The organism is Altererythrobacter sp. B11 (assembly GCF_003569745.1).
Lineage (GTDB): Bacteria > Pseudomonadota > Alphaproteobacteria > Sphingomonadales > Sphingomonadaceae > Croceibacterium_C.
This window is the reverse complement of sequence record NZ_AP018498.1, coordinates 525429-539626: the sequence shown is the minus strand read 5'-3', so window position 1 is coordinate 539626 and position 14198 is coordinate 525429. Positions and strand designations below refer to the sequence as shown.

Annotated in this window: 9 protein-coding genes and 1 tRNA gene; 6 read left to right on the top strand and 4 right to left on the bottom strand. The window is 60.4% G+C overall.

The window, feature by feature from the left end; genetic code table 11:
* Positions 1 to 41 precede the first annotated feature (41 nt).
* From AEB_RS02440 to AEB_RS02415, 6 genes are all read left to right on the top strand, one after another.
* Positions 42 to 1910, top strand: coding sequence for a cation:proton antiporter (locus AEB_RS02440; RefSeq protein ID WP_119081771.1), 1869 nt, complete (start codon positions 42 to 44; stop codon positions 1908 to 1910).
* Positions 1911 to 1920: 10 nt separating this feature from the next.
* Positions 1921 to 2568 (top strand): OmpA family protein, encoded by a 648-nt coding sequence (locus AEB_RS02435; RefSeq protein ID WP_119081770.1) that lies wholly within the window; start codon positions 1921 to 1923, stop codon positions 2566 to 2568.
* A 37-nt stretch (positions 2569 to 2605) separates the two neighbouring features.
* Positions 2606 to 2679 (top strand) — tRNA-Gly (locus tag AEB_RS02430).
* Positions 2680 to 2864: 185 nt separating this feature from the next.
* Positions 2865 to 3962, top strand: coding sequence for a hypothetical protein (locus AEB_RS02425; protein ID WP_119081769.1), 1098 nt, complete (start codon positions 2865 to 2867; stop codon positions 3960 to 3962).
* On the top strand, positions 3952 to 4761 hold the full coding sequence (locus AEB_RS02420) for an ABC transporter permease (RefSeq protein WP_119081768.1): 810 nt from the start codon (positions 3952 to 3954) through the stop codon (positions 4759 to 4761). Before AEB_RS02425 ends, AEB_RS02420 begins: the two co-directional genes overlap by 11 nt.
* Positions 4758 to 5435, top strand: coding sequence for an ABC transporter ATP-binding protein (locus AEB_RS02415; protein ID WP_119081767.1), 678 nt, complete (start codon positions 4758 to 4760; stop codon positions 5433 to 5435). Before AEB_RS02420 ends, AEB_RS02415 begins: the two co-directional genes overlap by 4 nt.
* Before the next feature lie 183 nt (positions 5436 to 5618).
* Here the strand turns inward: AEB_RS02415 and AEB_RS02410 are convergent, their stop codons facing one another.
* From AEB_RS02410 to AEB_RS02395, 4 genes are read right to left on the bottom strand one after another with little or no spacing between them, the layout of a single operon-like run.
* On the bottom strand, positions 5619 to 6719 hold the full coding sequence (locus AEB_RS02410) for an NAD-dependent epimerase/dehydratase family protein (protein ID WP_197714468.1): 1101 nt from the start codon (positions 6717 to 6719) through the stop codon (positions 5619 to 5621).
* Complete coding sequence (locus tag AEB_RS02405) at positions 6716 to 8917, bottom strand: glycosyltransferase (RefSeq protein ID WP_119081766.1); 2202 nt, start codon at positions 8915 to 8917, stop codon at positions 6716 to 6718. Before AEB_RS02405 ends, AEB_RS02410 begins: the two co-directional genes overlap by 4 nt.
* Positions 8917 to 10446: a hypothetical protein gene (locus tag AEB_RS02400; protein WP_119081765.1), complete on the bottom strand. Its 1530-nt coding sequence runs from the start codon at positions 10444 to 10446 to the stop codon at positions 8917 to 8919. The genes AEB_RS02405 and AEB_RS02400 overlap by 1 nt, the downstream gene beginning before the upstream one ends.
* Complete coding sequence (locus tag AEB_RS02395; protein WP_119081764.1) at positions 10443 to 13997, bottom strand: hypothetical protein; 3555 nt, start codon at positions 13995 to 13997, stop codon at positions 10443 to 10445. The genes AEB_RS02400 and AEB_RS02395 overlap by 4 nt, the downstream gene beginning before the upstream one ends.
* Positions 13998 to 14198 lie beyond the last annotated feature (201 nt).

Here is a 14198-nt window from a genome sequence, read left to right as displayed (position 1 = left end):
TGCAATGCGGGCGCGCTTCGTGCGACGCTCAACATCACGCAATGGAACAACAGGCACTCGTCATAGCCTTGGTGGGCATACTGGGCATCGGCGCCCAGTGGATCGCGTGGCGGACCGGATGGCCCGCCATCGTGCTGATGCTGGCCGCCGGCTTCATTTCGGGCCCGCTGCTCCATATCGTCGATCCGGAGACGGCCTTCGGCCCCATGCTCGAGCCGATGATCTCGATCGGCGTTGCGCTCATCCTGTTCGAAGGCGGGCTCAGTCTCGATTTCCGCGAACTGAACAAATATGGCGATGGGGTCTGGCGCCTTGTCATCTTCGGTGTGCCGCTCGGTTGGTTGTTCGGCTCGCTCGCGGCCTATTACGTCGCCGGGTTGGTCTGGCCAGTGGCGATCCTCTTTGCCGGCATCCTCGTCGTGACGGGGCCAACAGTCGTGTTGCCTCTCCTCCGCCAGTCTAACATCAAGCAGCGGCCGGCCGGCATCCTCAAGTGGGAATCCATCGTCAACGATCCGCTGGGAGCGCTGTGCGCCGTCATCGCCTATGAGTACTTCCGCCTGTCCGCGGACGGGGCCACGGTCATTGAAGTGGTACCGCCGCTGCTGATCGCCGCGGCTTTCTCGGGCGTGATCGGCTATGCGGCGGCCTGGGTCTTGGCATGGGTGTTCCCGCGCGGCTTGGTCCCGGAATTCCTCAAGGTTCCCGTCCTCTTCGTCACTGTCGTCGGCGTATTCGTCCTGTGTAATCTGGTCGAGCACGAGGCAGGCCTAGTTGCCGTAACGGTGATGGGCGTCGCGCTGGCGAACATGAATGTGGCCAGCCTGCGCAGCGTCCATCCGTTCAAGCAGAACATCGCGGTGCTGCTGGTTTCCGGCATTTTCATCCTGCTTTCGGCCAGTCTCGACTTTGAGGAGCTGCGCAGTTTCGAGTGGCGCTTCGGGGCTTTCCTCCTCGCCCTGTTGTTCCTCGTGCGCCCGGCAACGATCCTCATCAGTCTGATGTTCAGCCGCGTGCCCTGGAACGAACGGCTGTTCCTCGCTTGGATCGCGCCGCGCGGTATTGTGCTCGTCGCCATCTCTGGCCTGTTTGCGCTCCGGCTCGAGGAACTCGGCTATGCCGACGGGTCTATCTTGATCGGGCTGAGTTTTGCCGTGGTGGTGGCGACGATCGTCGCGCACGGCTTCACGGTCAATCTCGTCGCGCGGCTGCTGAAGATCACGGGCGAATCCCGGCCGGGGCTGCTGATTGTCGGGGCCACGCCCTGGGCGATCGCTCTGGCCAAGCAGATGCACGAGTTGAAGACGCCTGTTCTCGTCGTCGATGCTGCCTGGGGTCGCCTCAAACCCGCCCGGGCGGCCGGCATTCCTACCTATCACGGAGAGATCCTCAACGAAGCGACCGAGCACAACATTGAGATGGGCCCGTTTCAGGTGCTCGTGGCCGCGACGGATAACGAGGCATACAATACACTGGTTTGCTCGGAATTTGCGCCGGAGATCGGCACGGACTCCGTCTACCAGCTCGGCGAAGCAGCGGATGACAGCGATCACCGCAAGTTGCCCGCTTCGCTCAAGGGCCGCGGCCTTTTCGCCTCTGGTCTGGGCATTACGGATGTGCGCCAGCGCCAGATGGAAGGCTGGGTGTTCCGCCGCACAAAACTGTCTGACCAATTCAACATAGATGATGCGAAGGACGTGCTGCCGGATGCGGCCAATATGCTGCTGCTGCTGAAGCCGGACGGGAAGATGCGCTTCTTCACCCATGCCAGCGCCCCGGAGCCGCAGCCGGGCGATACGATCGTCAGCTATTCGCCGCCGCGCGACCAGGCCGCGCCCGCGCCTGCCGCGGAGAAGAAGTCCACGCGCTCCACAGGGGGCGGGAAGCGTGAACAGAAGGCTCGCGCATAAGGGAGAGACCATGGCACGCCTGAAACCGGAAACCAGCCTGCTGGCCGCGGCCGCCCTGCTCGCCCTGGCCGGCTGCGAGATCAAGCGGGAGGACGAACCTGCCACCAGCGATCCCACGCCGCAGGCCGGCGAAACAGCCTTCCCCGCTTCGAGCCCCTCGCCGGAGGAGCTAGCCACAGCATCGATCATCCGGCCCGATGTCTCGGTGGAGCCGATCGTGGACGTGCCGCCCGAGCCGCTCGGCTTGACGATCCCCTTTCCCCAGGGAGGCTACGACCTCGACGACCGCGCCACGCGCCTGCTGGAGGACGTGCTCGCCTCCAAGCCGCTCAGGGAAGGCTGGCCCATCGTGCTGCGCGGCCACACCGACTCCGTCGGCACCGACAGCGGCAACCTGATCGCGTCCGAAAAGCGCGCCGAAACTGTGGCGGGCTGGTTTGTGGATCACGGGATCGCACATGAGAGGATCCACATTGTCGCCCTCGGCGAACAGCGCCCGATCGCACCCAATGCGCACCTCGACGGTTCACCCGACGAGGCCGGGCGGGCCGAGAACCGCCGCGTGGAAATCTGGATCGCTCCGCCAGGCCGCCAGAGCGAACAGCCAAAGGAGGATGCCGGGGAAGCCGCTGCACCCCCTGCGGACGGAGACGCTTGACGGCTACCGTCCGCAAGTGGCAATTGCGCGAGGCCGAGCGGGTATAGCTTAGTGGTAAAGCTCCAGCCTTCCAAGCTGGCTATGCGGGTTCGATTCCCGCTACCCGCTCCATACAGCGCAGTGTGATCACGAGGCTCATCCCCCCAACCTAAACTCACGCGGGCCGTGCTCGTGCGTTCGAGCACCAAGCAGGCGAAGCGGTTGTGGCTTGGCAGTTGCAATGCGAGCGAACACGCCTATGCGACTGTGGTCCGTTAGTTTGGACGCTCCATGCTAGAGGAATACGTGTGCCCGTAATGGACCGATTTCAGCGCCGGCCAAGCTGGTTGTTCACCGTCACTGTTATAATTCCCTTCCTTCTGTCGACATTGTATTTCGGGGTTTTAGCAAGCGACGTATACGTTTCAGAATCACAGTTCGTCGTGCGGAGCCCGGAAAAGCCCTCTGCTTCGGGCTTAGGCATTCTGTTGCAGAGCGCCGGGTTTGCTAATGCTGGAGAAGAGGTTTTCACGGCGAAGGCGTTCGCTGAATCAAGGGATGCGCTACGCGCGCTAAATACGAACGACGCTTACCGCAAAGCCTACACTCGGCCCGAGATTTCGATTTTTGATCGCTTCAATCCGTTCGGCTGGGGGGGCTCGTTCGAAGACCTCTTTTCCTATTTCTCGTCGCATGTACAAATAAATGCTGATCCTACCACCTCAATCAGCACACTGACAGTGCGCGCATATTCTGCTCAGGATGCTTACTGGATAAACCGTAAGTTGCTGCAGATGAGCGAAGCGACGGTGAACAACCTCAATGAACGTGGTCAAGGAGACCTGGTCCGGTATGCCACCGTCGAAGTAGAAGCAGCGAAAAAGGATGCTGAGCAGGCTTCGCTCGCGTTGGCCCGGCTGCGCAACCGTTCGGGAATTGTTGATCCCGAGAAGCAGGCTGAGGCGCAACTGCAGATGATCTCCAAGCTTCAAGACGAATTAATCGCATCCAAGACACAGCTTGCCCAGCTGAAGGCCTTTACTCCAGAGAACCCTCAGATTCCGACACTTCAGGAACGGGTGAGAGCCATTCAGGGTGAGATTAACGAACAATCCGGGCTGCTTGTGGGCAAACGTAGTTCGCTTGCCAGTTCGGCCGTAGAATTCCAGCGCCGGATGCTCGAGAACCAGCTCGCGGAAAAGCAGCTATCCAGCGCTTTAGCCGCGCTCGCTGATGCGAAAAACGAGGCGCGGCGGCAGCAAGTCTACGTCGAGCGCATTGTAGATCCCAATCTTCCGGACGAACCGATCGAGCCGCGGCGGTTGCGCGGCATACTCGCCACCTTGGCGATCGGCTTTGCGGCCTGGGGCATTCTGGCGATGCTGATCGCGGGCGTGCGTGAACATGGCAACTAGCGGCGGCAGCGCGCCAGCCTCACCGTTGCGCGAGGCTTTGTCGATCCAAGGGCGCGTCGTATGGGCGCTGATCCTCCGGGAAATGCTTACGCGTTACGGTCGCAACAATATCGGTGTGCTGTGGCTATTTCTGGAACCGATGCTTTTCATCGGCGCCATCACCGGTATCTGGGCTGCGACGCGTTCCTTCCACAACTCCGACATTCCGATCGCTGCCTTTGCGCTAACTGGCTATTCCTCGATGATGCTGTGGCGAACACTGCCGGCCCGCTGTATCGGGGCGGCCGAAAACAACAGAACTCTGCTCCACCATCGCTACGTTAAGGTTCTCGACATCTATATCGCCCGCATCTTGCTGGAGCAGGGCGCAGTGACGGTTAGCTTTTTGGTTTTGGGTTTTGCGCTCTATCTGGGAGGGCTGCTCATGCCGCCTGAAGATGTCCTAGAGGTGTGGGCGGGATGGTTGCTTCTGGCGTGGTTCGGTGCTGGACTTGCCCTGACGATCGGCGCCTTGGCTGAACGGTGGGACGTTATCGCAAAAATCTGGTCGCCCATCGCGCTGCTTTTATTCCCCTTTTCAGGGGCGGCGTACATGGTCGATGCGTTGCCGCCCCATGCACGCGAACTAAACCTTTATCTCCCTATGATCCACGGTCTGGAGTTCATGCGGGAAGGATTCTTCGGTACGAAGATTGTTGCACACTACGACCTGTTTTACTTAGTAGTCTGGAATGTGGCCCTCACCGTATTTGGACTAAGCCAAGTTCGTCGAATTGCCGCAGGTGATCATCTCCTGTGATTACGCTCATTGACATCAAAAAGCAGTATAAGACGAGTTCTGGTCGCCTGACCGTTTTTGAAAACGTCAATATGACAATTAACCCCGGGGAGCGCATCGGCATTATGGGCCGCAATGGCGCGGGGAAATCAACCTTGGCGCGAATAATTTCAGGTGCTGAACAGCCCACCTCTGGGCGGGTGCGTCGCGAAATGACTGTGTCCTGGCCGTTGGCCTTGAATGGCGGTTTTCATCCGAGGCTAAGCGGTGCCGACAATTTGCGCTTCATCTGCCGCGTCTACGGCGTCGATTTCGCGCCCCGTATGGAATTTGTGCAGGAATTCTCTGAACTCGGCCCGTTTCTGAATGAGCCCACGGGAACTTACTCCTCGGGCATGCGGGCGCGACTAGCCTTCGCAATCTCAATGGTAATCGATTTCGACTGTTATCTGATCGATGAGGTGACAGCAGTGGGTGACGAGCGGTTCCGTGATCGATGCAACGTCGAACTATTTGAAAAAAGAGCCGATCGCGCGATGGTTCTCATTTCTCATAGCCGTCGGTATTTGGAAGAAGTGTGCAACCGCTTTATGCTTCTTCACGAAGGCAGGCTAGAGGAATATGGCAGCTTTCGACAAGTGTACCATGAATATAAAAAGATCCTTCAGAACGCGAGCAGGCCTATTATTACCTAAACCACCGGCGCTTTCGTTGTCCTACAGCTTGGCGGCGAAGGCGGCAGTCAAGCGCCGACTGCGCCGGCCGGATGAGCAGCACCGCCGGCTTCCAAGAAATGCAAACGCGCCGCAACTGCTGCAGTCCAGGTAACGAAGCTGCCGGAAATGGGAGCCACGCTGCGCCACGGGTTGAAAGTCGCCTTAGGTCAGCGCCGCTTCGAACTCTTGACGCGCCCACTTCACCAGCCTTGCAATTCCCTCTGACGGGTCAATTCTTGGGGCCCACACACCCGTCTTCAAGATCGGATCGATGTCTGCCACAGCATACCGGATATCCCCTGGCCGGAAAGCACCGTTAACCCTTACGGTGTTTCCATCCAGAGCGAGTTCGCGCAGTATCAGCCGTGCGGCGGCAATGATGGACGTGGGCTCACCGGTGCCGATGTTGAAAGTGCGGCTTAAGAGCGACGGTTCGTGGCATGCGGCCACGAAGGCAGCGACCACGTCATCAACGAAGACAAAGTCGCGATAGATCTCGCCGTCTTCGTAGATGTTTATCTGCTGTCCTCTCATAGCTTGGTTCGTAAAGATCGACAGGACACCGGTGTAAGGATTGTGGAGGGACTGCCCGGGGCCGTAAACGTTTTGAAGACGCAAAATTACAGATTGCCACGGAGCCGGTGTCTGCGCGAGCAGGTACTCCTGCATTAGCTTGCTGGACCCATAGACGGAACCTGGCATGGGTGCAGCGTCGGTGCTGGTGGGGACGGGAATGAGTTCGTCTCCGTTCGTGTCGAATACCCCGAAACGACCCGCTCTCATGGCTTCCGGCTCGCGCGGCGGTGGTACGGCAATCTTGCCAGCGCGGTCTCGGTAAGCACCTTCCCCGTAAACCGCGCGGGTGCCCGCGAGTACGAACCGCTCCGGTGGGATGGCGCGATCGCGACATATCTCGATCAGCTGAGCTGTCCCAACGACATTTACCTCTGTATATCGGGTGGGTTCATCTGCGGATTGCCCAGTTCCGGTCTCCGCTGCCAGGTGGATTACAACCTGGGGATCACTGGAATCAATCGCGCCACGCATGGTCTCGCGGTCACGCACGTCTCCCTTAACCAGATGTGCCGGTAGGTCGATGCAGGGTGCCGGGCCGTGAACTTGACTTAGCAAATTATCGTAGATGGTGACGGTTGCACCTTGCTCCGCGAGTGCGACGCAAAGGCGCGATCCTATGAAGCCGGCGCCGCCGGTGATGAAGATGCGCTTGCCGCGAAGGGGTGCGTCATGCGTTATGACGGTCAAGATGCTTTCTCCGGATGGTGGCTGGCCCGGCGAAGGGCCTCATCAATCATCGTAAGGACTTGATCGCGTAACCGCTCCACCGAATAATCGCGAATGATTTTCGCTTGAGCGTTCGCCACCATGCGATAGCGCAGGCTGGGATCGTCGCAGAGCGCGTGCAAGGCGGCGCGCCATCCGCTCGTGCCGTCTATTAGGATGCCGCAATCATCCGCGCAGCACTCGTCATAGGCCATTCCTGACGTTGCAATAACTGCCGCTCCGGCAGAGGAGTATTCGACCCACTTGGTGTTCGCCTTCACCTCGTTGAAAGGCGTGCGGGCGAGCGGACAGATCCCAATATCCCATTCTCGTGTTACGAAGGCGTCGAGAAACGCCGAATAAGGCCTGACCGGCGGAACCACTGTAACCCTGTCGCCGAACTCCTCCAGCACACTGGGTTTTGGAATTGAGCCAAACAACTCAAACTGGATGTCCGGGCGTTCTCGCAGGAATTGGACGAGCTCTGGCAGAACGAGTTCAAAATCATGGGCGTGGTCAAAGCCCATGTAACCGACCTTTCGGACGGGGCGCTCGACTGCGGGGGCAAGGATTTCAGCCGAACAGTAGATTGTGCCGGCGGCCATGTTTTCGGTATTGAAGCCCAGCGCGCCAAAGCGCTCGCGCAGAGGTTCGGTGGAGCAATAGACTAGATCGGCTGATCGCAAGAGCGAGGTGACAGCCGCCAGACGCTCGGGCCTGTTGTGTTCAGCATGCTTCACTTCGCCGATTTCCTTCGGAACATTCAGCAAATCGTCGTCGATGTGATAGAGCACAGGCACATGGCGGCTACGGAGTTTAGCGACCATAGCATCGCAAAATGGGCCACTGTACCGGCAGAAAACTACGACATCGGGCCGTAGCCGTTGGATGCTATCGTATACCCAGTTCTCCGCCTGAAGCGGATCGGACTGTCCCTTCCCCTTTCTGCGGTTCATTTCACTTTCAGTCACCAATTCGACTTCGATCACCCCACTGTCGATCAAAGGTTGCAGCGGCTTGAAGAAGCCCAACTGAAGGGTAGGAATCTCTGAGTTCGCCACGAATAGAATGCGACGGGGCGCGGGCTGGCCACCCCCCGCCCAGCACAGGTCGAGAAAGCGCCGACGGACGTCGTCACAATCGACGATCATGCCAGTGCGTTCGATATAGTCGGCCTGTCGGGCTAGAAAAGGAGCCGGGTCAGCAATGGCTGCCTCGGCGAACTCGCGCCATTCGGCGAGTGAGCTGATGTGTGTGAGCCCGTCATAATGGCTCGTGTCGAGCCGATCGCTACCGTCGTGCCAAACGGCTGTCGGGATACCGGCAAGCACCATGTCGACGAGCACAGAGGATGGTGCGGAAATGCCATAGGCGTACTGGGAGAGGTCTACGCGATACATCGGCTCGTTGTTGAGCACGACATTTCCAGGCAGCTTAACCGAATTACGGATGACGTATTGCCCACCGGGATGTGGGCGAAGGGCAACTTGGCGCCCTTTCTTCGCCATCGCTTCTGCGAAGGCAAAGAAGGTGTCCATATAGCTGGCCTTGAAGTCGCCGGCGATGTTCATCCGCACCGAGTGAAGGTTTTCGCAGACGAGACCGGTGCCGACTGCCGGAGCGGCGAGGCGAGGGGGTTGGCGGCCCGCCCGCAGGCGCGCGGTGGAGCCTGTCTTCAGCAGCTTGTCCCTTTCGGTGGGACGCAAATGTCGCATGTGCTCCGCGCCCATCCACCCACACAGGATGTCTGCGGCAAAACGAACATCCTCGCCAAAAGCTAAAGATTGCTCGCGGTTTTGGAGAAACCCTACGCACTCATAGCCGTGCTGGAGCGTGATCTTCAGGAAGCCCGGCGGCGCGAGACGGAAGATGCGGTGGCTCGTGGCGTGGGCATTGAGGTTGGACTCGCTGCCTGCGATGATGATGCCGTACTTGTCGGTCAAGACTGCATGTAATTCGACATCCGTCTGAAACGGAACGATGAGCGCGCCCTTTTCCCGTGCAAGCTCTTCAAGCTCTCCTGCCCAGATACCTTGTGTGTCTCGCTCGAAGAAGCGTTTGGACACAAGGATCACCACCCTCATCGCGGTTTCGTCAGCGATGAGGCAGGCGAGGGGGCGCAAGATGTTAAAGTCCTGGAGAAGGTCCAGGATCAGCACGGCATGGGCGTTTCGCGACATCAGGAAGACACTCGGATTGCGCGGTTTTCGAACTCCCGCACCTGGTTGAGGAGGGGGTTCAACTCCGAATCGAAAAAATTCAGGGGGCCAAAGAGCCGCGTATAGAGGGAGCGGGCTGCCTCAATGACGTGCGGATAAAGCGCCATGCGCGCTCCACTACCTGTAGCGGCTGGAACGCTCGCGAGAAGCGCACACAGCTTCTCGTCAAAAGCGTCAGACCGGATTTCGTGCGTGAGACCCTCGACTGCTCCCGCGAGGCGCCGAATTTGGGCGGCCATGGGCGATACGACCATCTCGGCTGCGCTTTTGGTTAGCCGCAGCGAAGGCGAACGCGCGGACTCGAACAGGGCTAAGTGAGCGTCATAGGCTAAGCCGACCGGAGTGAAGGGCGAGCCAAGAGAAAGCCAATTGCGATTACGGGCGAACTTGTGGATGGCGCCGGTGCTGCGTTCGCCGTGCAGGATCGCAAGCGGTGCTTGTGCAGTATCGGGTGAGGGGGCAGGAATCGCATCCAGAAATGTCACGAGCGCGGCCGCTTCCACGGTGGGACTGGAAAGGCGATCGAGTTCAGCACCCAGGGTCTCGAGCGTTGTGGCGGAAACCTTTAGTGTATCCGTTATCAGGTCCTCCAACAGGGACTGCGCGTCACGATACAGGAATGGGTTGAGCGGTGCGTATAAGGGGTAGCCCCCCGCCAGTATCTGAGTGCCGCCCGTCAGGGCCGTGACCGCGCGGTTGAGTGACTTGGCGATGCTGAAACTCTGGGCATTGACGGGCAAAAAGGACACCAGGCTTTCTTCGAGCAGCGCCGTTTCTCGAGCCCGCGTCCATTCTTCGATCTCGGCCCTCACCGACAGGCGGCGGAGCAGCGACAGCCCCCGTGTATCCAGTGCGCGGGCGTTGGTGAGCACCTTCAGGCGGACATCGAAACCGTTCTGCCGAAAGCCATTGAGCAAATTTCCGAAATGCGCGAGATCGTGCAGGCCCACCGGGAAATTGGGATTATCGCCCATACCAAACCACAGAACGTCGATGCGCCGTGACGCCAAGGCCGCCTGACGCTTGGACACAAGCCGGCGACCGAGTTGTGCAAGATCGAATCGGTCGAAGGGGTCATTGAGGACATGACCGGGCACTTCGCCGAAATAGGGCTGGACCGTCTGTTTCATCCTCTGAGTGGAGCACAGAAAAAAATCGGCGGTCCTCGCCATTGCCCCGAGCCATAGGCGCTGCTGTGCGAAACGGGCGTCATTTGTCTGGCTGAAATAATCGTCGAACAGGTCCACCCCGACCCGCGCCCCGTGTGATCGCAGCGCTTGTGCAAGTGCGACACCGCGCGCATCCTGAACCTTGCTGAACAGGAATATGTCCTGCTTTTCGGGTCTGATCCCGGCGTCGAGCCTGTCGACGGTCGTTATATTGAGCGTTTGACCAGCCCGCGCGAGAGGTTCGCGCAGGCGCTGGTAGCGGATGCGGTTTCCAGCGGAGGTCAGGTAGGTCGGGGAGGGGACTAGAAAGGTTAGCGTCATCGCAGCAGGTTTCGGATGTGGAGTGCACGCGCCGGAACGATCGGCACGGCTCTCCTTCCTTCGACATTGGGCCGCTCCGATGTCGCAGTCACGAAGCTCAGGCACATGCTGGCGAGCCGCTTCTCGGCAAGCGCCAGTCCGAGTGACAGATCGCCATCGGCACGGTCGCCAATGTCCTTCAGCACGGCTAGGTCGATCATCGTGCAGCGTAGGTCCGGCGCGACAAGCGGGAAACGAGCGGGCAGCGCATGCATCGCGAGGTCGGGCTTTTCCGCTGAAACGCGCGTGTCGACATCGCTCGTTGCGATCCATCCCACGGTCCGGTGCACCCTAACGACGCCCTTAGCTCCAGCCGCTTCGCTAATCAGCGCACACGATACCGCACCAATCCCCGGCTGGCGCAACGCGTCGCGCATGGCAAGGCACGCCCGAGGGTCGTGCAGTATAATACTGCGATCGAGGAGGAGTAACTGCTCGAACCGGCTCGCTCCGGAAGCAGCGGTTAGGCGTCCGAGGCTACTGGTCTCCGCCGATTCCACAACGCGGACGTCCACTCCCAAATCCCTCGGAAACGACGTGATGGCGGGGGAGCGCGGATCAGTGATAAGCAGGCAGTCCACCTCGAAGTCTGCTCGCAGCTGGCTGATGGACAAGAGCAGCGGCAAAAGATCGGATCCATCGGCGGGGCAATCGACCAGCACCGATAAACCGCGATCACCCTGTTGGCTCTGTGCGGACGCCAGTGGAATTCCTGCGGCGACCGGAAAAAAGGCCTGCACCCCTGTGGCGGCAGAAGCGCACCAATGGATCGCCAGCGGGACGGGGTTACCGCCATCAACGCATCCGCCGATGGTCCTGGCGTTGTCCTCGATGCCCGGAACCTGCCCTGGCATATCCAAGGGAGCGGCAGCGCCGCAGGCGAGGCTGTAGGCAGCGGCCCCTTCCTGGTCCATGTGGATCGACCGGCACATATCATCGGCGAGTTGGCCGGTGAGAGCGAACAGTGCGGCGAGCGTCGGAATGCCTGTTGCAGGCATTTTCAAGTGCGCAGATTCAGCCCGGGGGATCGTAGGGGTGCCGAGCGCAGCCACATCCGCACAAAGCGCAGCCGCAGAGTCGTCTTGCCTCTTGCTCTCGGCCGTAACGACTACCCCGAGGTCATGTATTAGCCACGCGAGCAAGTCGGGCGCGAGAGCGGGCTCAGTGCCATTCGCTCCGGCCACGTTGATTTCAATGGCCGACAGCGCGAACGAGGCACTGCCCGAAATCACCGCATGTCTTTTGGTAAGCAACTCCCCGCTTAACCTACAAGCGGCTGCCTGTGCTGAGCCGGTCTCGGGGAGGAGAGGGCCGAGCTCGCCGAAATGCGCCCCCCCGCGAAAGAGCGATGGGAACGGCAGAAGTGTGCTGTCGATGGGGTCGCCGGCAGCATCTGTGGCGACGAGGATAAGAGACCGGTAGGGCGATGGCAGGCGCGCATCGAGGATTGCTTGCCCGCCTGAATTCAGCGCAACACGCCCGCAGGGGAGCAAACCGCCTTTGCCATCATCCTGCAAGGCGTGGAGTATCAGCGGCTGCGCCCCGGGTTCCAGCACAAGGCGCAGGCGGAGTTCGGCATGCGTTTCAAACCACGCGTCGGTGAGCAGGAGCGCGCCGTCGCATAGCCGCCGCCGCAAGGCTTCGGCCACGGGCGGTGGGGGGACCGCAGGCGCGCATCCGCTAAGTACCGAAAGCCACGTATGAGCAGCATCCCCGTTGCCACGAAAATCGTAATTCGCAGCGCTCAAGTTCTCGTCGGCTGCGGAATCGGTGAAGCGGGACAGAGTGGAGAAGGACAGCGCTCGTGCCCGCCAAGCGGAGGGGTCGGCTTCTTCTATCGGCGGGAGCGTGAAGGCGGCAGCAGAGGGCTCGCTGACAGCGCCACCCGCTTGCTGCATCGCAAGGGACTTCTCTGCGAAGGTGCCCGCTAGCGGCGCCGTGCCAATGGGGGGCAATCCCCTACGCCCCCTTCCCTTTCCCACGGCGCGGATGTCGCGTCCCTCCAACTGCCCGTGTTCGATGTAGTGGAGGAGGGGGTTTATGCTGGCTTCCCTGACGTCGGCATTCACGTCCAGATAGTAGCGGGCGTCGAAGTTAGGACTTGGCGATCGCCCCTCCTTTCCGCCGTGATCCAGATAATGCTCCGCGGCGTCGAGGCCCTGCAGCCGGACATCCTCATACTTATCCAGATACCAATGCGGGTCGAATAGCGGGGATTTCCGCAACAGGTCGAGCTGGCTCGCCCTCCTTGCCGTCGCTGACCTCCTCGGCAAATGGAGCAGGCGGCTTATTCCCGAGGTCAATCGCTTCGCGAGCGCGGGCTTTATTAATTCTGCGCGAACAAGCGCAACCTGGTTCTGAAGCGCCGCGATCTGGTTGCGCAGATCGGCGTTCCGCTGATCACGTTCGGCTACCTTGCGTGCTCGATCATGCCTCAGGTGCTCGATCGCTCTCTGCCTGTCTGCCGCAATGCGGATCTGATTCGCCAGTTTCCGCTCGATTGCTGCAGCATGTCGCTGCGCCTTCAGTTCCTTTTCGACCGCTGCGAGGCGCGCCTCGGCGCGCGCGGTTTCCACAGTAAGAAGCTGCTTTTCGGCGCGCCTCAGCGCTGCCTGGCTTTCCTGCTGCCGCCGGGCCGCTTCTGCGCGCGAAGCTTCGAGTGTGGCGGTCTTGAACTGGAGCTTCTCGAGCTCGGCTTGCGCGCGTGCAAACTGTTCTTCGGCCCGAATTCGAGCCTGTTGCTGTTCATGGGCGGAGATCTTTTGCGCTTCACGCTCTCTTTCAAGCCGCCGGGATTTCGAGCCGTGGTGAATCCCCAGACGGAGCGGTTCGCCGAGCAGCGCCAAAGCATGGTCCAGCTCCTCTCTCCCCCTGTCGAGCGCGGGGCGGTCTGCGGGGCGCTCCCCCTCAACTGCCCAGCGCCTTAGGATCATGTAAACTTCCGCCAACAGCGGAAGCAGGCCTTGGTGGAGGCCAGTTGGGGGAGCTAGGTCGCGGGAGTGATGGCGATGCTCCCGCGACAGAAAATCGGCGATTTCGGCGGTAGTCCTCAAGGAGGCTCTCGGCCAGATCAGATCGAGGGAAGCGCCGATACGGCCAGCGACATCGCCTGCATTGTCGAGCAATTGGTCGTAGGTGACGAAACTTCGCGGAACCGCGCGACTGGAAACCTCTCCATCTAGAACGTAACGCAGCCATAGGAGTTGGCCTATGGGAAGGTCGAAACCATTGCGGGATTGCAGCGACGCGGCCACTTCAAGGGGGCTGCGCAGGATCGAGACGACCTTGGCGGTCGCGCCGAACCGGTCCAGTACGTCAAGCCAGAAGGGCAGGAGCTTGCTGACACGCGGATCCTTGAACACGAACAGGGGCGAATCCCCGAACTCCGCCTGAAGCAGGTCAACCGCCCGCTCCCGCATCTCCCTGTAGCGCACGGAGTGGTACCAGCCGGCCGCCACGGATTCAGGACTGCGCCAGTCGGTCCCGGCGGAATCCAGGATGGCATCGCCCAAACGGGCTGCTGCCTCCGATTCCCAGTGTCCTGTCGCGTTGCTTGCCTGATGGGCTGCTGTGCCTTGCATTAGGGTGGTCGGAAGATCGGCGCCCAAGAGGGCAAGAACCCGCGCCAATGCCGACGTTCCGCTGCGATGCATTCCTACAACGAGCAGGCATGTTCTGTCGGAAGAGCGTAGCGGCCGTGCGTTGTCCCGTTC

Coding starts and splice junctions, on each gene's coding strand:
- AEB_RS02420 (WP_119081768.1), top strand. CDS start 3,952: ATGGCAACTAGCGGCGGCAGCGCGCCAGCCTCACCGTTGCGCGAGGCT.
- AEB_RS02400 (WP_119081765.1), bottom strand. CDS start 10,446: ATGACGCTAACCTTTCTAGTCCCCTCCCCGACCTACCTGACCTCCGCT.
- AEB_RS02425 (WP_119081769.1), top strand. CDS start 2,865: ATGGACCGATTTCAGCGCCGGCCAAGCTGGTTGTTCACCGTCACTGTT.
- AEB_RS02440 (WP_119081771.1), top strand. CDS start 42: ATGGAACAACAGGCACTCGTCATAGCCTTGGTGGGCATACTGGGCATC.
- AEB_RS02435 (WP_119081770.1), top strand. CDS start 1,921: ATGGCACGCCTGAAACCGGAAACCAGCCTGCTGGCCGCGGCCGCCCTG.
- AEB_RS02405 (WP_119081766.1), bottom strand. CDS start 8,917: ATGTCGCGAAACGCCCATGCCGTGCTGATCCTGGACCTTCTCCAGGAC.